The 16,524-nt window shown below is 63.6% G+C and carries 29 protein-coding genes; 1 reads left to right on the top strand and 28 read right to left on the bottom strand.

The window, feature by feature from the left end:
• Positions 1–162 precede the first annotated feature (162 nt).
• The 4 genes from NV401_RS00950 to NV401_RS00935 form a co-directional block, all read right to left on the bottom strand.
• Positions 163–1,233, bottom strand: a complete 1,071-nt coding sequence (locus NV401_RS00950) for a DNA-directed RNA polymerase subunit alpha (RefSeq protein WP_261292501.1) — start codon at positions 1,231–1,233, stop codon at positions 163–165.
• 95 nt (positions 1,234–1,328) lie between these two features.
• The gene (gene rpsK / locus NV401_RS00945) at positions 1,329–1,718 is read right to left on the bottom strand and encodes a 30S ribosomal protein S11 (protein WP_261292500.1); all 390 of its coding nucleotides are present in this window, start codon (positions 1,716–1,718) and stop codon (positions 1,329–1,331) included.
• Between the two features lie 87 nt (positions 1,719–1,805).
• Positions 1,806–2,174, bottom strand: a complete 369-nt coding sequence (gene rpsM / locus NV401_RS00940) for a 30S ribosomal protein S13 (protein ID WP_261292499.1) — start codon at positions 2,172–2,174, stop codon at positions 1,806–1,808.
• A 207-nt stretch (positions 2,175–2,381) separates the two neighbouring features.
• Complete coding sequence (locus NV401_RS00935) at positions 2,382–2,618, bottom strand: hypothetical protein (RefSeq protein WP_261292498.1); 237 nt, start codon at positions 2,616–2,618, stop codon at positions 2,382–2,384.
• Between the two features lie 149 nt (positions 2,619–2,767).
• On the opposite strand from NV401_RS00935, the gene NV401_RS00930 reads away from it, so the two are divergent.
• The gene (locus tag NV401_RS00930; RefSeq protein WP_261292497.1) at positions 2,768–3,412 is read left to right on the top strand and encodes a PAS domain-containing protein; all 645 of its coding nucleotides are present in this window, start codon (positions 2,768–2,770) and stop codon (positions 3,410–3,412) included.
• Here the strand turns inward: NV401_RS00930 and NV401_RS00925 are convergent.
• The 24 genes from NV401_RS00925 to rpsJ all read right to left on the bottom strand — a co-directional run bounded on the left by NV401_RS00925 (position 3,409) and on the right by rpsJ (position 16,195).
• Positions 3,409–3,978 (bottom strand): SRPBCC family protein, encoded by a 570-nt coding sequence (locus NV401_RS00925; RefSeq protein WP_261292496.1) that lies wholly within the window; start codon positions 3,976–3,978, stop codon positions 3,409–3,411. The two genes, NV401_RS00930 and NV401_RS00925, sit on opposite strands and share 4 nt — an antisense overlap.
• 60 nt (positions 3,979–4,038) lie before the next feature.
• On the bottom strand, positions 4,039–4,689 hold the full coding sequence (locus NV401_RS00920) for an adenylate kinase (protein ID WP_261292495.1): 651 nt from the start codon (positions 4,687–4,689) through the stop codon (positions 4,039–4,041).
• Between the two features lie 42 nt (positions 4,690–4,731).
• The gene (gene secY, locus NV401_RS00915) at positions 4,732–6,096 is read right to left on the bottom strand and encodes a preprotein translocase subunit SecY (RefSeq protein WP_261292494.1); all 1,365 of its coding nucleotides are present in this window, start codon (positions 6,094–6,096) and stop codon (positions 4,732–4,734) included.
• A gap of 121 nt (positions 6,097–6,217) precedes the next feature.
• Complete coding sequence (gene rplO, locus NV401_RS00910; RefSeq protein ID WP_261292493.1) at positions 6,218–6,760, bottom strand: 50S ribosomal protein L15; 543 nt, start codon at positions 6,758–6,760, stop codon at positions 6,218–6,220.
• Between the two features lie 144 nt (positions 6,761–6,904).
• Positions 6,905–7,081, bottom strand: coding sequence for a 50S ribosomal protein L30 (rpmD, locus tag NV401_RS00905; RefSeq protein ID WP_261292492.1), 177 nt, complete (start codon positions 7,079–7,081; stop codon positions 6,905–6,907).
• Between the two features lie 5 nt (positions 7,082–7,086).
• Positions 7,087–7,830, bottom strand: a complete 744-nt coding sequence (gene rpsE / locus NV401_RS00900) for a 30S ribosomal protein S5 (RefSeq protein WP_261292491.1) — start codon at positions 7,828–7,830, stop codon at positions 7,087–7,089.
• Positions 7,831–7,833: 3 nt separating this feature from the next.
• A complete protein-coding gene (rplR, locus tag NV401_RS00895) occupies positions 7,834–8,193 on the bottom strand; it encodes a 50S ribosomal protein L18 (RefSeq protein WP_261292490.1) in 360 nt (119 codons plus the stop codon).
• Positions 8,193–8,726 (bottom strand): 50S ribosomal protein L6, encoded by a 534-nt coding sequence (rplF, locus tag NV401_RS00890; RefSeq protein WP_260598057.1) that lies wholly within the window; start codon positions 8,724–8,726, stop codon positions 8,193–8,195. Before rplF ends, rplR begins: the two co-directional genes overlap by 1 nt.
• On the bottom strand, positions 8,726–9,121 hold the full coding sequence (gene rpsH, locus NV401_RS00885) for a 30S ribosomal protein S8 (RefSeq protein WP_260598056.1): 396 nt from the start codon (positions 9,119–9,121) through the stop codon (positions 8,726–8,728). The genes rplF and rpsH overlap by 1 nt, the downstream gene beginning before the upstream one ends.
• Positions 9,122–9,133: 12 nt before the next feature.
• Entirely contained in the window at positions 9,134–9,439 is a 306-nt protein-coding gene (gene rpsN, locus NV401_RS00880; protein WP_261292489.1) for a 30S ribosomal protein S14, read from the bottom strand.
• A gap of 1 nt (position 9,440) precedes the next feature.
• The gene (rplE, locus tag NV401_RS00875; RefSeq protein ID WP_261293050.1) at positions 9,441–10,001 is read right to left on the bottom strand and encodes a 50S ribosomal protein L5; all 561 of its coding nucleotides are present in this window, start codon (positions 9,999–10,001) and stop codon (positions 9,441–9,443) included.
• 22 nt (positions 10,002–10,023) lie between these two features.
• Positions 10,024–10,341, bottom strand: a complete 318-nt coding sequence (gene rplX, locus NV401_RS00870; protein ID WP_261292488.1) for a 50S ribosomal protein L24 — start codon at positions 10,339–10,341, stop codon at positions 10,024–10,026.
• Positions 10,341–10,709 carry a 50S ribosomal protein L14 gene (gene rplN, locus NV401_RS00865; RefSeq protein ID WP_202095168.1) on the bottom strand — a complete coding sequence of 123 codons (369 nt, stop codon included), beginning with the start codon at positions 10,707–10,709 and terminating at the stop codon, positions 10,341–10,343. Before rplN ends, rplX begins: the two co-directional genes overlap by 1 nt.
• 59 nt (positions 10,710–10,768) lie before the next feature.
• Positions 10,769–11,047, bottom strand: a complete 279-nt coding sequence (gene rpsQ, locus NV401_RS00860) for a 30S ribosomal protein S17 (protein ID WP_261292487.1) — start codon at positions 11,045–11,047, stop codon at positions 10,769–10,771.
• Between the two features lie 10 nt (positions 11,048–11,057).
• Positions 11,058–11,264 carry a 50S ribosomal protein L29 gene (gene rpmC, locus NV401_RS00855; RefSeq protein WP_261292486.1) on the bottom strand — a complete coding sequence of 69 codons (207 nt, stop codon included), beginning with the start codon at positions 11,262–11,264 and terminating at the stop codon, positions 11,058–11,060.
• A 1-nt stretch (position 11,265) separates the two neighbouring features.
• Positions 11,266–11,700 (bottom strand): 50S ribosomal protein L16, encoded by a 435-nt coding sequence (gene rplP, locus NV401_RS00850; RefSeq protein ID WP_260598049.1) that lies wholly within the window; start codon positions 11,698–11,700, stop codon positions 11,266–11,268.
• Between the two features lie 12 nt (positions 11,701–11,712).
• Positions 11,713–12,420, bottom strand: coding sequence for a 30S ribosomal protein S3 (rpsC, locus tag NV401_RS00845; protein WP_261292485.1), 708 nt, complete (start codon positions 12,418–12,420; stop codon positions 11,713–11,715).
• Complete coding sequence (rplV, locus tag NV401_RS00840) at positions 12,420–12,800, bottom strand: 50S ribosomal protein L22 (RefSeq protein ID WP_261292484.1); 381 nt, start codon at positions 12,798–12,800, stop codon at positions 12,420–12,422. Before rplV ends, rpsC begins: the two co-directional genes overlap by 1 nt.
• 1 nt (position 12,801) lies before the next feature.
• Positions 12,802–13,077 carry a 30S ribosomal protein S19 gene (rpsS, locus tag NV401_RS00835; RefSeq protein WP_261292483.1) on the bottom strand — a complete coding sequence of 92 codons (276 nt, stop codon included), beginning with the start codon at positions 13,075–13,077 and terminating at the stop codon, positions 12,802–12,804.
• A gap of 6 nt (positions 13,078–13,083) precedes the next feature.
• Positions 13,084–13,935, bottom strand: coding sequence for a 50S ribosomal protein L2 (rplB, locus tag NV401_RS00830; protein ID WP_261292482.1), 852 nt, complete (start codon positions 13,933–13,935; stop codon positions 13,084–13,086).
• Positions 13,935–14,255, bottom strand: a complete 321-nt coding sequence (locus NV401_RS00825; RefSeq protein ID WP_260598042.1) for a 50S ribosomal protein L23 — start codon at positions 14,253–14,255, stop codon at positions 13,935–13,937. Before NV401_RS00825 ends, rplB begins: the two co-directional genes overlap by 1 nt.
• Positions 14,248–14,877, bottom strand: coding sequence for a 50S ribosomal protein L4 (gene rplD / locus NV401_RS00820; protein WP_261292481.1), 630 nt, complete (start codon positions 14,875–14,877; stop codon positions 14,248–14,250). The genes NV401_RS00825 and rplD overlap by 8 nt, the downstream gene beginning before the upstream one ends.
• A 2-nt stretch (positions 14,878–14,879) precedes the next feature.
• On the bottom strand, positions 14,880–15,635 hold the full coding sequence (gene rplC / locus NV401_RS00815; RefSeq protein WP_261292480.1) for a 50S ribosomal protein L3: 756 nt from the start codon (positions 15,633–15,635) through the stop codon (positions 14,880–14,882).
• Positions 15,636–15,883: 248 nt separating this feature from the next.
• Positions 15,884–16,195, bottom strand: coding sequence for a 30S ribosomal protein S10 (gene rpsJ, locus NV401_RS00810; RefSeq protein WP_034161642.1), 312 nt, complete (start codon positions 16,193–16,195; stop codon positions 15,884–15,886).
• Positions 16,196–16,524: the final 329 nt, after the last annotated feature.

The following is a 16,524-nucleotide window of genomic DNA, read 5'->3' as shown; positions in this document are numbered from 1 at the left end:
CGCCTCGCCGCACCGGACAGCAAAAAGGCCGCCCCTCGCGGGACGGCCTTTTTTGATATTTAGAGAAGCGTCGGACGGGCGCGGATCGGGGCCGTGCCGCTCCCCCGCCCGCCGGCCGGGCTATCGCTGTCTCAGGGTTAGCTTGCGCTAACCCTGTGCAGCTCAGCCCATAATCTCCTGTTCGAGCTTCTTGGCCATCTCTTCGATATTCTCCGGCGGCCAGCCCGGGATTTCCATCCCCAGCCGCAGGCCCATCGACGACAGCACTTCCTTGATCTCGTTCAGCGACTTGCGCCCGAAATTCGGCGTGCGCAGCATCTCGGCTTCGGTCTTCTGGACCAGATCGCCGATATAGATGATGTTGTCGTTCTTGAGGCAGTTGGCGCTGCGCACCGACAGTTCGAGCTCGTCGACCTTCTTGAGCAGGTAGCGGTTGATCTGCTGCGTGTCGCCGGCGACGTCGCCCGCACCCGCAGCAGGCGCCGCCTGGCCGATCGGCGCGGAGCGCGTGACCAGCGAATCGTCGAACTGCACGAACAGTGCCAGCTGGTCCTGCAGGATGCGCCCGGCATAGCCGACCGCGTCCTCGGGCGTGACCGTGCCGTCGGTTTCGATGTTGAGCGTCAGCTTGTCGTAATCCAGCTCCTGGCCGACGCGCGTATTTTCGACCTTGTAGCTCACCTGCTTGACCGGCGAGTACAATGCATCGATCGGGATCAGGCCGATCGGCGCATCCGCCGGCCGGTTGGCGACCGCCGCGACATAGCCCTTACCGACGTCAGCGGTCAGCTCCATGTTGAGCGTCGCGCCATCGTCGAGATGGCAGATCACCAGCGTCGGGTTGAGCACTTCGATATCGCCCGAGACGGCGATGTCGCCGGCGGTGACGGTCGCAGGGCCGGTCGCCGAGAGCTGCAGCCGCTTGGGGCCTTCGCCCTGCATGCGGAGCGCAATCTGCTTCACGTTGAGCACGATATCGGTCACGTCCTCGCGCACGCCGGCGAGGCTGCTGAATTCGTGCAGCACGTTCTCGATCTTGATCGAGGTCACCGCAGCACCCTGCAGCGACGACAGAAGCACGCGGCGCAGCGCGTTGCCGAGCGTCAGGCCAAAGCCACGCTCCAGCGGCTCGGCAACGAACGTCGCCTTGCGCTTGCCGTCACCGGTACCGGCCTTTTTCTCGAGACCGTTGGGCTTCTTGAGTTCCTGCCAATTTTTCGCATTGACGGACATGGGCTTCCCCTTGGTTTTGGACCGGCGTGGAACCACGCGGGCCATGAGAGAATCGGCGGCGCAGCGTGATCAACCGCGCGCCGCCGAGCGGTAGTTCAGACGCGACGGCGCTTCGACGGGCGCACGCCGTTGTGCGGGATCGAGGTCACGTCACGGATCGCGGTGATCTGGAAGCCGACGGCCTGCAGCGCGCGCAGCGCCGATTCACGACCCGAACCCGGGCCCTTCACTTCGACTTCCAGCGTGCGGACGCCGTGCTCGGCAGCCTTCTTGCCGGCGTCTTCCGCGGCGACCTGCGCAGCGTACGGGGTCGACTTGCGGCTTCCCTTGAAGCCCATCGCGCCGGCCGAGGACCAAGAGATCGCGTTGCCCTGGGCATCGGTGATCGTGATCATGGTGTTGTTGAAGCTTGCGTTCACATGGGCAACGCCCGAGGTGATGTTCTTGCGCTCGCGCCGCTTGATGCGTGCTGGTTCACGTGCCATTTTTGGTTCCTAATCCTTTGTGCGGAGACCGGCGGGCGCTCAGCCACGCACCTGCCTCCGGCGGAGTAAATCGTCGCGGGCGACGACTTACTTCTTCTTACCGGCGATCGGCTTGGCCTTGCCCTTGCGGGTGCGGGCGTTGGTGTGCGTGCGCTGGCCGCGGACGGGCAGGCCCTTGCGGTGACGCAGACCACGATAGCAGGCGAGATCCATCAGGCGCTTGATGTTCATCGACACTTCGCGACGCAGATCACCTTCGACGGTGTAATCGGCATCGATCGTCTCGCGGATCTGAAGCACCTCCTGATCGGTCAGGTCCTGAACGCGACGCTCTTCGGCGATGTTCAGCTTCTTGACGATCGCCTTGGCATGCGTGTTGCCGATGCCGTGGATATAGGTAAGCGCGATGACGACGCGCTTGTTGGTCGGGATGTTGACCCCTGCAATACGAGCCATGAATTAAATTCTCCTGCTCCACGGGCCAGCATGGCAGCCGACCCATCTCATAGCGTTGCGACACATTCCTAACGCACGAATGCGGCGGACACTGATTAGTGCCGCCGGGACCGGTGGTTCGGAATGGGGTCCAGTAAGCCGCCAGCGACGGCGTGTCAACCGAGTCAGCGCTCGTCTGACCGCGGTGACGCGACGTGCCAGCCGCCCTTACGCGGCGTTTAGCCCGCGTCGCGCGGGCATGCGCCACCAGCGCCGCAGCGCGACGACCGTCCAGGCAAGTTCGACCAGCCCGAACGGCCATGCGCCCTGCAGAAAGCCGTAGGCCGCGCCCATCACGCAGCCGAGGGCAAACGCCAGCGTCCACCAATGGCTCGCATCTTCCTTGATGTAGCAGACCAGCATGAAGGTGACCGCGAACAGGCCAAACAGCGTTAGGGCGTCCATCCAACCCCAATGCCCGCGCCGGACGAGAAATACCATCCCGGTATGACGTGATCTGACAACCTTATGTTGTTAATTTACGATGGTGGCATAGGATAAGATGCGTACGCAAAAATGGCGCGACGCGAGTTTGCTTAACAGGGAGAGACATTGTGTTGATCGGGCACTCCGTCTCGGACGGCGATGGCAGGATTATCGCGCTCGACAGTGCCGTATGCGATGCACTGCAGCGACCGCGGCGCGAGATCATCGGCAAATCCTATCTCGACATTACCCACCACGCCGACCGGCGGCGCAACGCCTTGCTGGTCGATCGCATTCCCAGCGACGGCGCGCCGATCTGGTTCCGCAAACGCTATCTGCTGCCCGATTCCGATACGGTCGAAACCGATGTCCATGTCTCGCGGATCAGCGCCGGCAGCGACACCGGTCATCTGATCGGCACGCTGTACCTTGTCGCCCCCCAGGAGCAGCGCTTCGCCCCCGTCACGTTATGGCGCGCGGCGCGGCAGTTGGCGTTGCTCAACGAGATCCGGCGCGACCTGCTGGGAAGCGACCTGTTTTCGGATTACGCGATGTCGATCCTGCTGCAGATCTATCTCGACGAGGCGGAAGGGCGCCACAGCGATGCCGCGACCCTGGCTGGGCTGGTCGGCCTGCCCCCCTCCGTGGCGACGCGCTGGCTGCGCGCGCTGGAGCAGAAGGAGCTGATCGAACTGCTGGAGCACGACACGGTCGCGCAGCTCACCAGCATCGGCGCGCAGAAGATCCTCGGCTTGCTTACCGCGGCCGGCTAGCGGCCCAGCTCGGCGGGCTTCTTCGAGGCCGGAGCCGCCGCCGTAGCGCTTTCGGCGAAGGTCTTCAGATTGATCAGCTGCAGCGCCAGCACTTCGTCCACCTTCGGTGCGAGCGTATCCGCCCCTGCCCGCACATAGCCGCCCACCACATAGGTCATCGTCATGCGTGTCGCGGAATCACCTTCCGGGTCAAGCTTGAAGGTCAGCGTGCCGGTCACCGCTTCGGCCTGCAGGGGCCCCAGCGATCCGACCAGACGCATCATCCGCCCCGGCGCGACATACACGATATGGGCATGTTCGACGCTGCCTTTACCATCGGGCAAGCGTTCGCAGAAGCAGCCCGGCGCCTGCGCGTCGAGCGACAGGTTGGCGCTGTCGTCGCTATAAGTGTGGTCCTTGTCCCACCAGCGCTGCGGCAGTTTGAGCGCCGCCCAGGCACGCGCGATCGACACGTCGATCGTGACCGCTTGACGGAGCTCGAACCCGGCGGGCGTAGCCTGCACGACATCGGCACGCGCGGGCACCGCCAACGCCCCCATGCCAACTGCCAGCAATAGATATTTCATCGGCCGCCTCCCGTTTCGGGCGCAGCATATGCACCCTGCCGGTCAGCGCAACGCCCAAGGCTAGCGGCGTTGCAGGATCGCCTCGATCGACTGGGTGACATGATCGATATCGGCCATGCCATCGACGCCATGGACCAGGCCGCGCGCAGCATAGATCGGCAGGATCGGCGCGGTCTTGGCGCGATATTCCTCCATCCGCGTGCGGACGGTTTCCTCATTGTCGTCGGGCCGCCGCTTGAACTCGGTCGAGGCGCATTTGTCGCACACGCCGGCAACCTGGGGCTTGGCGAACGTGTCGTGATACCCCGTGCCGCACTGGGCGCAGGTATAGCGGCCGACGATCCGCTCGACGAGCGCGTCCTCGTTCACTTCGAGTTCGATCACGAAATCGAGCGTGCGATCGCGCGCCGCCAGCAGGGCATCGAGCTGCTCGGCCTGTGCCGCAGTGCGCGGATAGCCGTCGAAGATCACGCCATTGGCGGTGTCCGCCTCGTCGAGCCGCTCGCCGATGATGCCCGAGACGATATCATCGGACACCAGCCCGCCGGCTTCCATCACGGCCTTGGCCTGCTTGCCGGTCGGCGTACCCGCCTTGACCGCGGCACGCAGCATGTCGCCGGTGGAGAGCTGAACCAGCCCGTGCGTGGCCATCAAGCGGGCCGCCTGGGTGCCCTTGCCGGCGCCCGGGGGCCCCAAGAGAATGATATTCACGCCTGCAATCCTCTCGTCTGCCCCGTCAGCGCCGCCGTCCGCTCAGCGGAGGCGGCCACCCTTCAGCTTCGCCTTCTTGATCAGATCGCCATACTGGTGCGCCAGCAAATGCGACTGGATCTGCGTCACCGTATCCATCGTTACGTTGACCACGATCAGCAGGCTAGTGCCGCCGAGATAGAACGGGATCGACAGCGCCGAGACGAGATATTCCGGCAACAGGCAGATGATCGTCAGGTAGCCGGCACCGATCACGGTGATGCGCGTCAGCACATAATCGAAATAGGTCTCGGTATTCTTGCCCGGGCGGATGCCCGGCACGAAGCCGCCATAACGCTTCAGATTGTCCGCCGTCTCTTCCGGATTGAACACCACTGCAGTGTAGAAGAACGAGAAGAAGATGATCCCGGCGCCATAGAGCGCCATGTACACCGGCGAACCGTGCTGCAGATACTGGTTGAGTGTGATGATGAAATCACCCCACTGGCTCTCGCCCGCCACGCGTTGCCCGGCGAACTGGCTGATCGTCAGCGGCATCAGCAGCAGCGACGACGCGAAGATCGGCGGGATCACGCCAGCGGTGTTGATCTTGAGCGGCAGATGGCTGCGATCGGCCTGCATGCCGCGCTGCGTCTGGCGCTTGGGATATTGGATCAGGATGCGGCGCTGCGCACGCTCCATGAAGCAGATGAACAGGATCAGGCCGACGACCGCGACGACGATGCCGAACATCTTGACCGCGTCGAGCGAGCCGGACCGGCCACCCTCGAACAGGTTGTACAAGGTCGTCGGCAGGCTGGCGACGATGCCGGCCATGATGATCAGCGACATGCCGTTGCCGATCCCGCGCGCAGTGATCTGCTCGCCGAGCCACATCAGGAACATCGTGCCGCCGATCAGCGAGATGACCGCGCCGACGCGGAACATCATGCCCGGCTCGACGATCGCCTGTACGCCCTGGCTGGCGCCGAGCGCCTCGAGGCCGACGGCGATGAAATAGCCCTGCACCGCGGTCAGCGCGACCGTGCCGTAGCGGGTGTACTGGTTGAGCCGTTTGCGCCCGCTCTCGCCATCCTTCTTGATCGCCGCAAGCGTCGGCGACAGCGAGGTGGCAAGCTGCACCACGATCGACGCGGTGATATAGGGCATGACGCCAAGCGCGGTCAGCGACATGCGGCTGAGCGACCCGCCCGAGAAGGCGTTGAAGAAATCGAGCACGCCGCCCTGGGTCTGCTGGCTGAGCAGACCAAGTGCAGTCGGATCGACGCCCGGCAGCGGCACATAGGACAGCATCCGGAACACGATCAGCACGCCGATGGTGAACCACAAGCGCTTCTTGAGATCGGTCGCCTGTGCGAACTTCGACAGGCTGAGGCCTTGGGCCATCGTATCGGCTGCTGATGCCATATCTTCGATTGTCCTGGAAACAAAAGCGGCGGGAAACGTTATCCGCCCCCGCCGCCCATATAGTCATGCAAGCGGGCTTGCCTAGCACTTGTCGTGCGTCCGCCGTGGCGGACGCGCAAACTTATGCCTTGAACGAAGCCTTGTGCGCCTTGCGCTCCTGGTACTTCACGCCCTTCTTGGCGGCAGCCTTTTCGGCAGCCGGCACGACCTCGATCACGTTGACCGTGCCGCCAGCCTTTTCGACCATCTCGATCGCGCCCTTCGACGCGCCGGCGACGGTGAAGCTGAGCTTGGCCGAGAATTCGCCCTTGCCGAGCAGACGCACGCCATGCTTGCCGCCACGGGCAACGCCGGCTGCCTTGAGCGCGGCATGATCGAGCGTCGCGCCGGCTTCGATCGTGCCGGCCTCGACCAGCTTCTGGATCACGCCGAGGTTCACCACCGCGAAATCGCTGGCGAAGATGTTGTTGAAGCCGCGCTTCGGCAGACGCATGTGGAGCGGCATCTGGCCGCCCTCGAAGCCGGCGATCGAGACACCTTCACGGCTCTTCTGACCCTTGTGGCCGCGGCCTGCGGTCTTGCCCTTGCCGGAACCGATACCACGGCCGACCCGCATGCGGGATTTACGGGCACCGTCGTTATCGCGGATTTCGTTCAATTTCATGTCGTGCACTCGCTTTCGCTTTTGTCGCGCTGATGGGGACTCCATCCCCAAGCGGGGGGGAAGGTGTGGGCGAATAGCGAAAGGGCCGGCATTACGCCAGCCCTTTCACCGTCACCCGATCTCTCCCGTACGGGAGAGCGGATCTTACTTCTCGACGCTCAGCATGTGGGAGACCTTGCGGATCATCCCACGGACCTCGGGGCTATCCTCGAGCTCGCTGGTCTTGTGCATCTTGTTGAGCCCAAGGCCGATCAGCGTCGCGCGCTGGTCTGCCTTGCGGCGGATCGGCGAACCGATCTGGGTGATCTTGATGGTAGCCATCTGTCTTACTCCACGATCGCGTCGGCTTCGGCCTGGGGTGCTTCCGCACCGCCACGGCCGAGCAGGTCGGCGATCTTCTTGCCACGGCGCTGCGCGACCGACTTCGGGCTGACCTGCGTGGTCAGCGCCTCGAAGGTCGCACGGATCATGTTGTACGGGTTGGACGTGCCGACCGACTTGGTCACCACATCGCCCACACCGAGCGATTCGAACACGGCGCGCATCGGGCCACCGGCGATGATGCCGGTACCGGCAGGCGCCGACCGCACCGTCACGAGACCGGCGCCGAAATGGCCACGGCCGTCATGATGCAGCGTACGACCGTCCTTGAGCGGCACGCGGATCATTGCCTTCTTGGCAGCGGCCGTCGCCTTCGAGATGGCTTCCGGCACTTCGCGTGCCTTGCCATGACCGAAGCCGACACGACCCTTGCCGTCGCCGACCACGACCAGCGCAGCGAAGCCGAAGCGCTTACCGCCCTTGACCGTCTTCGAGACGCGGTTGATGTGCACCAGCTTCTCGATCAGCTCTTCGCCACCATCGTCGCTGCCGGGACGGCCGCCACGATTGTCGCGACCGCCGCGATTGTCGCGCCCGCCGCGGTTCGCACCGCCGCCAGGACCACGACCACCGCCGCCTGGGCCACGGTTGCCGCCGGGACCACCACGACCGCGCGGCGCTTCCTGCTGCGGAACCGGCGCGCCATCGGGCGACGCTGCGATTTCGGTCGGAATGTTGTCGTCAGCCATGTCTTAGAACTCCAATCCGGCTTCGCGTGCCGCGGTGGCCAGCGCCTTGACGCGACCGTGGAACAGGAAGCCGCCGCGATCGAACACGACCTGCGTCACGCCGGCAGCCTTGGCTGCTTCCGCGATGCGGGTGCCGACCGAGGTCGCCGCGTCGATCGTCGCGCCGGTCGTGCCACGCACGTCCTTCTCGAGCGTCGAGGCTGCTGCCAGCGTCTTGCCCTGCGCGTCGTCGATGACCTGCGCGTAGATGTGCCGGCCCGAGCGATGGATCGACAACCGCGGACGGGTGCCGCCACGCGCGCGGAGCGCGGTGCGAACGCGAAGACGACGCTTCGCGAAGAGAGAGAGACCCTTGGTGCTCATTACTTCTTTTTCCCTTCCTTGCGGAAGATGAACTCGCCGTCGTACTTGATGCCCTTGCCCTTGTACGGCTCGGGCTTACGCCACTGACGAATTTCCGCGGCCAGCTGGCCGACCTTCTGCTTGTCGGAACCGGTGATCTGGATCGTCGTGTTGTCCGGCGTGGCGACCTCGATGCCTTCCGGCACGTTGATGTTCACGTCGTGGCTGTACCCGAGCTTCAGGTTCAGGTTACGACCCTGCGCTGCCGCACGATAGCCGACGCCGTTGATCAGCAGCTTCTTGGTGAAACCATCCGACACGCCGGTGATCAGGTTCTGCACCATCGTCCGCTGCATGCCCCAGAATGCCCGCGCACGCTTGGTGTCGTTCGCCGGGTTCACTGCGATGCCGCCGTCTTCCAGCACATAGCTGATCTCGTCGCGCATCGGCATGGAGAGAGTGCCCTTGGGCCCCTTCACGCTGAGGATCGCGCCTTCGATGTTTGCCGTCACGCCCGCTGGGATCGTGACCGGCTTCTTGCCGATGCGGCTCATCAGAATACCTCCGCCAGCACTTCGCCACCGACATTCTGTTCGCGCGCTTCGGCGTCGGACAGAACGCCACGCGGCGTCGATACGATGGTGATGCCCAGGCCGTTCATGACGCGGGGCAGTTCGGTCGAACCCGAATAGACGCGGCGACCGGGCTTCGAGACACGGGCGACGTGCTTGATCGCGGGCTGGCCCTCGAAATATTTCAGCTCGATGCGGATGCCGGCCGCTGGGCCCATCTGCTCTTCGCTATAGCCACGGATATAGCCTTCGCGCTGCAGCACGTCGAGGACGCGCTGGCGGAGCTTGGAACCCGGAGTCAGGACAGAGTCCTTCTTCGCGCGCTGGCCGTTACGGATGCGGGTGAGCATATCACCCAGGGGATCGGTCAATGACATCTCTACGGATCCTTACCAGCTCGACTTCGTAACGCCCGGGATCATGCCCTTGTTGGCGAGATCACGAAGCTGAATACGGCAGAGGCGGAACTTGCGGTAATAGGCACGCGGACGACCGGTCGTCTCGCACCGATTGCGGATGCGCGTCGGATTCCCGTTGCGCGGGATTTCGGCCATCTTCAGACGGGCCTCGATCCGCTCGCCGTCGCTCAGCGTGCTGTCGGCGGCGATCGCCTTCAGCTTGGCATACTTCGGAGCATATTTCTTCACGAGCTTCTTGCGCAGCTCGTTCTTGTTGATCGAACTTACCTTGGCCATCTTACGCCGCCTTCTTTTCGTCTGCGGTTTCTTCGATCGGGAACGGGAACCCGAACAGGCGAAGCAGCTCGCGCGCCTCGTCATCGGTCTTCGCCGTGGTCGTCACGATCACGTCCATGCCGCGCACCTGATCGACCTGGTCATAGCTGATTTCCGGGAAAATCAGCTGCTCCTTCAAACCGCAGGCATAGTTGCCACGGCCGTCGAACGACTTGGGGTTCAGGCCGCGGAAATCGCGGACGCGGGGCAGTGCGATGGTGATGAAGCGGTCGAGGAATTCGTACATGCGCTCGCGGCGAAGGGTGACCTTCACGCCGATCGGCATGCCCTCACGCAGCTTGAACTGCGCGATCGACTTCTTGGCCTTGGTCACGACGGGCTTCTGCCCGGCGATCAATTCCATCTCGCCGGCGGCCTTGTCGACCTTCTTCTTGTCCTGCGTCGCTTCGCCAACGCCCATGTTGAGGACGATCTTGTCGATCCGCGGGATTTCCATCACGTTCTTGTAGCCGAACTTCTCGGTCATCGCCTTGATGATCGTGTCGTCGTACATCTGCCGCATGCGCGGCTTTGCGTTCTGGGCCTCAGCCACCGACTTTCTCCCCGGTCTTGACGGCCACACGGACCTTCTTGCCGTCCTGGGTCTCGAAACGGACGCGGGTCGGCTTGCCGTCCGCGGTCACGTGCGCAACCTTGGAGGCGTGCATCGGTGCTTCCGAACGGACCAGGCCACCCTGCGGGTCGCCCTGGCTCGGCTTGGTATGGCGAACGTGGATGTTCACGCCCGACACGATGACCTTGCCGTCGCGCGGCAGGGCCTGGGTCACGTCGCCGGTCTTGCCCTTGTCCTTGCCGGACAGGACGATGACGCGGTCACCCTTCTTGATCTTGGCAGCGGCCATTACAGCACCTCCGGCGCAAGCGAGATGATCTTCATATGCTTCTTGCCGCGCAGTTCGCGCACCACTGGGCCAAAGATACGGGTGCCGATCGGCTCCTCGTTCTTGTTGACCAGCACGGCAGCGTTGCCGTCGAAGCGAATGACGGTGCCATCGGCACGACGAATGTCCTTGGCCGTCCGCACGATGACGGCGCGGTGAACGTCGCCCTTCTTCACGCGGCCGCGGGGAGCGGCTTCCTTCACGCTGACGACGATGATGTCGCCAACGCCTGCAACACGACGCTTGGACCCGCCAAGCACCTTGATGCACTGAACCCGCTTCGCGCCGCTGTTGTCAGCGACGTCGAGATTGGATTGCATCTGGATCATAGATCCGGTTCCTTCTCACTATGACACCGATTCCGACCGGTGCCGCCTACGAATGGCTGTTAAGCCGTTGCGTCCGTCTCGACCCGCTCTGGCGTCGCATGGGTGTTAACCCGATCGATCACCTTCCAGGTCTTCAGCTTGGAAATCGGTGCGGTCTCTTCGATCCGCACGGTCTCGCCCTGCTTGAACTCGTTGCTCTCGTCATGAGCATGATACTTCTTCGAACGACGAATGATCTTGCCGTAGAGCGCATGCTTGACCTTGCGTTCCACGTTTACGACCACCGTCTTGTCGCCCTTGTCGGAGACGATCAGCCCCGTCAGCACGCGCTTTGGCATGATCTAATCCTTACTTGGCAGCCGCATCGCGCGAGCGAGCGGTCTGCAACGTCTTGATGCGAGCGATGTCGCGGCGGACTTCGCGAACCCGGCTCGGCTTTTCGAGCTGGTTGGTCGCGGCCTGGAAGCGCAGGTTGAAGGCCTCGCGCTTCAGGTTGCCGAGCTCTTCACCCAGCTGATCCTCGGACTTCGCCTTGAGGTCGTCGATACGGGCCATGTTATGCAACTCCCAGATGCGAGGTGTCGCCGAGACGGGCAACGACCTTCACCTTGATCGGCAGCTTCATCGCTGCACGGCTGAACGCGATCGCCGCGATATCGCCGGGCACGCCATCCAGTTCGAACAGGATACGGCCGGGCTTGACGCGCGCCGCCCAATATTCCGGCGAACCCTTGCCCTTACCCATGCGGACTTCGGCAGGCTTGCCGGTGACCGGCAGATCCGGGAACACGCGGATCCACAAACGCCCCTGGCGCTTGATGTGACGCGTGATCGCGCGGCGAGCCGCCTCGATCTGGCGCGCCGTCAGACGCTCCGGCTCCATCGCCTTCAGCCCGTACGAGCCGAAGTTGAGGGTCGTGCCGCCCTTGGCATCGCCATGGATCTTGCCCTTGAAGGCCTTGCGAAACTTGGTTTTCTTCGGTTGAAGCATGTCTATGCGTCCTTAGCGGCGGTCGTCGCGCGCCGGGCGCACGCCGGAGGTCTGAGCCTCCATCATGATCCGGTCGGTCGCCATCGGGTCGTGACCCAGGATTTCGCCCTTGAAGATCCACACCTTCACGCCGCACACGCCGTAAGCGGTGTGCGCCGACGCTTCGGCATAATCGACGTTCGCGCGCAGCGTGTGCAGCGGAACGCGGCCTTCACGATACCATTCCGAGCGAGCGATTTCGGCGCCGCCGAGACGGCCACCGCAGTTGATCCGGATGCCTTCGGCACCGAGACGCATGGCCGACTGGACCGCACGCTTCATGGCGCGACGGAAAGCGATGCGGCGCTCGAGCTGATCGGCGATGCCCTGGGCGACGAGCTTGGCGTCGACTTCCGGCTTGCGGATCTCGACGATGTTCAGGCTCACGTCCGACGTCGTCATCTTGCCGAGGGTACGGCGAAGCTTCTCGATGTCGGCGCCCTTCTTGCCGATGATCACGCCGGGGCGTGCAGCGAAGATCGAGACACGGCACAGCTTGGCCGGGCGCTCGATCACCACCTTGGAGATCGCCGCCTGCGGCAGCGTCTTCATGATGTAGGCGCGCATCTTGAGGTCTTCGAGAAGGAGACGACCATAGTCAGCACCTTCCGCATACCAGCGGCTGTCCCAGGTACGGTTGATCTGCAGGCGCAGACCGATGGGGTTCGATTTCTGGCCCATTACGCTTCTTCTTCCATTTCGCGAACGACGATGCGCAGGCGGCTGAAGGGCTTCAGGATGCGGGTCGACTTGCCGCGGCCGCGCGTGGCGAACCGCTTCATCGTGATCGACTTGCCGACCGACGCCTCTGCGACGACGAGCGCGTCGACATCGAGGTTGTGGTTGTTCTCGGCATTGGCGATCGCCGACGCGAGCACCTTGCGTGCTTCGACGGCCATGCCCTTGGTCGAGAACTGAAGGATGTTCATCGCATCCCCGACCTTCTTGTTGCGGATGAGCGCAGCGACGAGGCCGAGCTTCTGCGCCGAACCACGGATCTGCGTGCCGACCGACAGCGCTTCGTTGTCGGCCACCTTGCGGGGCGATTTAGGCTTGGACATGTTAGCGCTTGCCCTTCTTGTCGGACGCATGGCCCGGGAAGTAGCGGGTCGGCGCGAACTCGCCGAGCTTCATCCCAACCATATCCTCGTTGACCGTGACCGGCACGAACTTGCGGCCGTTATAGACGCTGAACGTGAGGCCGACGAACTGCGGCAGGATCGTGGAGCGACGCGACCAGGTCTTGATCGCGCCACGCGCATTAGCTTCCTGCGCGGTTTCTGCCTTCTTGAGCAGGTGAAGGTCGACAAACGGACCTTTCCAGACGGAACGTGCCATGAGCTCTTAGCCCTTCTTCTTGGCGTGACGCGACCGGATGATCATCTTGTCGGTCGACTTGTTATGACGAGTGCGCGCACCCTTGGTCGGCTTGCCCCACGGGGTAACCGGATGACGGCCGCCCGAGGTCCGGCCTTCACCACCGCCGTGCGGATGGTCGACCGGGTTCTTGGCGACGCCGCGGGTCAGCGGGCGGATGCCCTTCCAGCGGTTGCGGCCGGCCTTGGCGAGGTTGGTGTTGCCGTTGTCGGGGTTCGACACGGCACCGACCGTCGCCATGCAGTTCGCATGGATGTAGCGCTGCTCGCCCGAGTTCAGGCGGATCATCACCATGCCCTTGTCGCGACCGACGACCTGCACATAGGTGCCGGCCGAACGTGCGAGCTGACCCCCCTTGCCGGGCTTCATCTCGACGTTGTGGACGATCGTGCCAACCGGCATCTGGCCCAGTTCCATCGCGTTGCCGGGCTTCACGTCGGTCTTCTTGGCGGCGATGATCTTGTCACCAACGGCCAGGCGCTGCGGCGCGATGATATAGGCAACGTTGTCCTTGCCAGCCTCATCGGCACCATAGTTGATCAGCGCGATGAACGCGGTGCGGTTGGGATCGTATTCGATCCGCTCGACCGTGCCTTCGACTTCCCACAGGCGACGCTTGAAATCGATGATGCGATAGCGCTGCTTGTGGCCGCCGGCGATGCCGCGCGACGTCACGTGACCCTTGTTGTTGCGGCCACCGGTCTTGCGCTTGCCTTCGGTCAGCGCCTTGACGGGGCCGCCCTTGTGCAGACCCGAACGGTCGACGAGGATCAGACCACGCCGCGCCGGGCTGGTCGGATTATAATGCTTGAGTGCCATTACGCGCTGACCCCCTGCGTCACGTCGATCGACTGGCCATCGGCCAGCGTGACGATCGCCTTCTTGATGTCGGACTTGGTGTAGGGCACGCCCTTCCACTTCTTGGTCTTGCCCTTCTGGACGATCGTATTGACCCCCAGAACCTTGACCGAGAAGAGCGCCTCGACGGCAGCCTTGATCTCGGGCTTGGTCGCGTCGTTGCTGACGCGGAACACGACGGCGTTATTCTCGCTGAGCAAGGTCGCCTTCTCGGTGATGTGCGGGGCAACGATCACGTCGTAATGACGCAGATCGATGTCTCCCTTTTGCTTCTTAGCCATTGAAGCGCGCCTCCAGCATTTCGACGGCAGCGCGGGTCAGGACCAGCGTGTCGTGCTTCAGGATATCGTAAACGTTCGCGCCGGCAGCCGGCAGAACGTTGATCGTGTGGACGTTGCCGGCAGCAAGCGCGAAGCTCTGCTCGACCATGTCGCCGTCGATCACGAGAGCGGTCTTGCCGAAGCCGAGGTTCGCCCAGTTCGCCAGCAGCGTCTTGGTCTTGTTCTCTTCGACCGTCAGGCTGTCCATGACGACCAGCGTACCCGCCTTGGCATGGCTGCTGAGCGCCATCTTCAGGCCGAGCGCACGAACCTTCTTGTTCAGCGACGGGTTGAAGTCGCGAACACGGGCACCGTGTGCCTTACCGCCACCGACGAAGACCGGCGCACGACGATCGCCGTGACGTGCCGTACCGCCGCCCTTCTGGCGACCGAACTTCTTGCCGGTGCGGGCGACATCGGCCCGCTCGCGCGTGCCACGTGCCGTCGCGCGGCGCTTCTCGAGCTGCCAGGTGACAACGCGGTGCAGGATGTCGGCGCGCGGATCGAGACCGAAGACCTCGTCGTTGAGCTCGATGTCAGCGCCCTTGGCGTTCGCATCGAAGGACTGAGTGGTGACCTTCATGTTCAGCCCTCCTGGCCGTCGGTCGCGTCCACGGTCGCGACGTCAGCGGGCGTCTCGGCGGGAGCGGTGTCGTTGTTGTTGGCGACCTGGCGGAGACCGGCGGGGTACGGCGCATCGGCGTGACGCGCGACCTTCATCGAATCCTTGACGAGCAGCCAGCCACCCTTCGAGCCAGGGACCGAGCCCTTGACGAAGATCAGGCCGCGCTCGACGTCGGTCGAGACGATTTCCAGATTCTGCTGGGTGCGGTTCTTGTTGCCCATCTGGCCGGCCATCTTCTTGTTCTTGAAGACCTTGCCCGGATCCTGGCGCTGACCGGTCGAACCGAGCGAACGGTGCGAGACGGACACGCCGTGGGTGGCGCGCAGACCGCCGAAGCCCCAACGCTTCATGCCGCCGGCGAAGCCCTTACCCTGGGTCACGCCCTGGATGTCGACGATCTGGCCAGCGACATAATGGTCGGCGGAAATGGTTGCGCCCACTTCCAGCACGGCGTCGTCGCTGACGCGGAATTCTGCAACCTTCGCCTTGGGCTCGACTTCGGCCTTGCCGAAATGGCCACGCTGCGGCTTGGCGACATTCTTTGCTTTTGCGGTACCCGCGCCCAGCTGGACTGCGACATACCCATCTCGGTCGGCCTCGCGAACGGCCACTACCTGGAGATTCTCCAACGCCAGCACGGTGACAGGCACATGGCGCCCATCGTCCCGGAACAAGCGGGTCATCCCCATTTTCTTCGCGATCACGCCAGTGCGCATGATCATGCTCCTTGTAACAGAGGCACCCCGGGGGAATTCCCGAAGGTGCGTGAAGGCCCCCAGCAAAGCAGATGCCCCGCCGAAGACCTTGTCAGCCCGAAATATAATGCGTGAGCCCCGACCCGGGCTGGTGCCTCCCGAAGGAAGCGTGTCGGGGGACGCAGACCCAGGCAAGCCTGGCGGTATCCCGTATCTGGCACCGTTCCCGCTATAAGCCGGGGCGGCACCGAATCTCGTGAAGCGCGGCTTTATGCCAACTTGATCTCGACGTCAACGCCGGCGGCGAGGTCGAGCTTCATCAGCGCGTCGACCGTCTGCGGGGTCGGCTGCACGATGTCGAGCATGCGCTTGTAGGTGCGGACTTCGAACTGCTCGCGCGACTTCTTGTCGATGTGCGGGCCACGGTTGACCGTGAACTTCTCGATGCGCGTGGGCAACGGGATGGGACCACGGATCAGGGCGCCGGTGCGACGGGCGGTATCGGCGATGTCGCCGGTTGCCTGATCGAGCACGCGGTGATCGAACGCCTTCAGACGAATGCGAATATTCTGCGTTTCCATGAAGTCCCTACCGATGCGAAAGAGCGGGCGCCGTTGCCGGCGCTCTTGCTGTTGAGTGAAAAACCGAAGGCGGGCCACTACACAGGTGCGGATGGGAGATCAAGCCGGAAAGCGCGGCGCGGTGGCGCGTTAGGCGCGTCGCCCTCCCCTTTCATCCCCCCGGACTTGTTCCGGGGCCTGGTACGGCACAGGGCGCTGACAGTAGCGGCGGAAGCGCTATCCCCACCGCCAGATCATCCCACAGCAGCGCTTTGGTTGCTTCTCGCTAGCGATCGCAGAGTCCATCGCTCTCGCAACTTCAAATTAGACCCGCGGCATAATGCCCTGCT

This window comes from Sphingomonas hylomeconis (assembly GCF_025370105.1).
GTDB classification, from domain to species: Bacteria; Pseudomonadota; Alphaproteobacteria; order Sphingomonadales; family Sphingomonadaceae; genus Sphingomonas; species Sphingomonas hylomeconis.
The sequence above is the reverse complement of the archived record's forward strand: the minus strand, read 5'-3'. Positions and strand labels throughout refer to the sequence as shown.

Excerpts from the sequence above, each read along its gene's own strand:
- rplE (WP_261293050.1), bottom strand. The coding sequence starts at position 10,001 with ATGCGGCAGATGTACGACGACACGATCATCAAGGCGATGACCGAGAAG.
- NV401_RS00825 (WP_260598042.1), bottom strand. The coding sequence starts at position 14,255 with ATGGCTAAGAAGCAAAAGGGAGACATCGATCTGCGTCATTACGACGTG.
- rplO (WP_261292493.1), bottom strand. The coding sequence starts at position 6,760 with ATGAAATTGAACGAAATCCGCGATAACGACGGTGCCCGTAAATCCCGC.
- rpsH (WP_260598056.1), bottom strand. The coding sequence starts at position 9,121 with ATGTCATTGACCGATCCCCTGGGTGATATGCTCACCCGCATCCGTAAC.
- rpsK (WP_261292500.1), bottom strand. The coding sequence starts at position 1,718 with ATGGCACGTGAACCAGCACGCATCAAGCGGCGCGAGCGCAAGAACATC.
- rpsQ (WP_261292487.1), bottom strand. The coding sequence starts at position 11,047 with ATGCCAAAGCGCGTGCTGACGGGGCTGATCGTCTCCGACAAGGGCGAC.
- rpsJ (WP_034161642.1), bottom strand. The coding sequence starts at position 16,195 with ATGGAAACGCAGAATATTCGCATTCGTCTGAAGGCGTTCGATCACCGC.
- rpsN (WP_261292489.1), bottom strand. The coding sequence starts at position 9,439 with ATGGCCAAGGTAAGTTCGATCAACAAGAACGAGCTGCGCAAGAAGCTC.
- NV401_RS00950 (WP_261292501.1), bottom strand. The coding sequence starts at position 1,233 with ATGTCCGTCAATGCGAAAAATTGGCAGGAACTCAAGAAGCCCAACGGT.
- rplB (WP_261292482.1), bottom strand. The coding sequence starts at position 13,935 with ATGGCACTCAAGCATTATAATCCGACCAGCCCGGCGCGGCGTGGTCTG.
- rplX (WP_261292488.1), bottom strand. The coding sequence starts at position 10,341 with ATGGCCGCTGCCAAGATCAAGAAGGGTGACCGCGTCATCGTCCTGTCC.
- rplC (WP_261292480.1), bottom strand. The coding sequence starts at position 15,635 with ATGCGCACTGGCGTGATCGCGAAGAAAATGGGGATGACCCGCTTGTTC.
- rplP (WP_260598049.1), bottom strand. The coding sequence starts at position 11,700 with ATGCTTCAACCGAAGAAAACCAAGTTTCGCAAGGCCTTCAAGGGCAAG.
- rpsE (WP_261292491.1), bottom strand. The coding sequence starts at position 7,830 with ATGGCTGACGACAACATTCCGACCGAAATCGCAGCGTCGCCCGATGGC.
- secY (WP_261292494.1), bottom strand. The coding sequence starts at position 6,096 with ATGGCATCAGCAGCCGATACGATGGCCCAAGGCCTCAGCCTGTCGAAG.
- rpmC (WP_261292486.1), bottom strand. The coding sequence starts at position 11,264 with ATGGCCCGTATCGACGACCTCAAGGCGAAGTCCGAGGATCAGCTGGGT.
- rplD (WP_261292481.1), bottom strand. The coding sequence starts at position 14,877 with ATGAAGGTCACCACTCAGTCCTTCGATGCGAACGCCAAGGGCGCTGAC.
- rplF (WP_260598057.1), bottom strand. The coding sequence starts at position 8,726 with ATGAGCCGCATCGGCAAGAAGCCGGTCACGATCCCAGCGGGCGTGACG.
- rpsC (WP_261292485.1), bottom strand. The coding sequence starts at position 12,420 with ATGGGCCAGAAATCGAACCCCATCGGTCTGCGCCTGCAGATCAACCGT.
- NV401_RS00935 (WP_261292498.1), bottom strand. The coding sequence starts at position 2,618 with ATGGACGCCCTAACGCTGTTTGGCCTGTTCGCGGTCACCTTCATGCTG.
- rplR (WP_261292490.1), bottom strand. The coding sequence starts at position 8,193 with ATGAGCACCAAGGGTCTCTCTCTCTTCGCGAAGCGTCGTCTTCGCGTT.
- NV401_RS00925 (WP_261292496.1), bottom strand. The coding sequence starts at position 3,978 with ATGAAATATCTATTGCTGGCAGTTGGCATGGGGGCGTTGGCGGTGCCC.
- rplV (WP_261292484.1), bottom strand. The coding sequence starts at position 12,800 with ATGTCCAAGCCTAAATCGCCCCGCAAGGTGGCCGACAACGAAGCGCTG.
- rpmD (WP_261292492.1), bottom strand. The coding sequence starts at position 7,081 with ATGGCTACCATCAAGATCACCCAGATCGGTTCGCCGATCCGCCGCAAG.
- rpsS (WP_261292483.1), bottom strand. The coding sequence starts at position 13,077 with ATGGCACGTTCCGTCTGGAAAGGTCCGTTTGTCGACCTTCACCTGCTC.
- rplN (WP_202095168.1), bottom strand. The coding sequence starts at position 10,709 with ATGATCCAGATGCAATCCAATCTCGACGTCGCTGACAACAGCGGCGCG.
- rpsM (WP_261292499.1), bottom strand. The coding sequence starts at position 2,174 with ATGGCTCGTATTGCAGGGGTCAACATCCCGACCAACAAGCGCGTCGTC.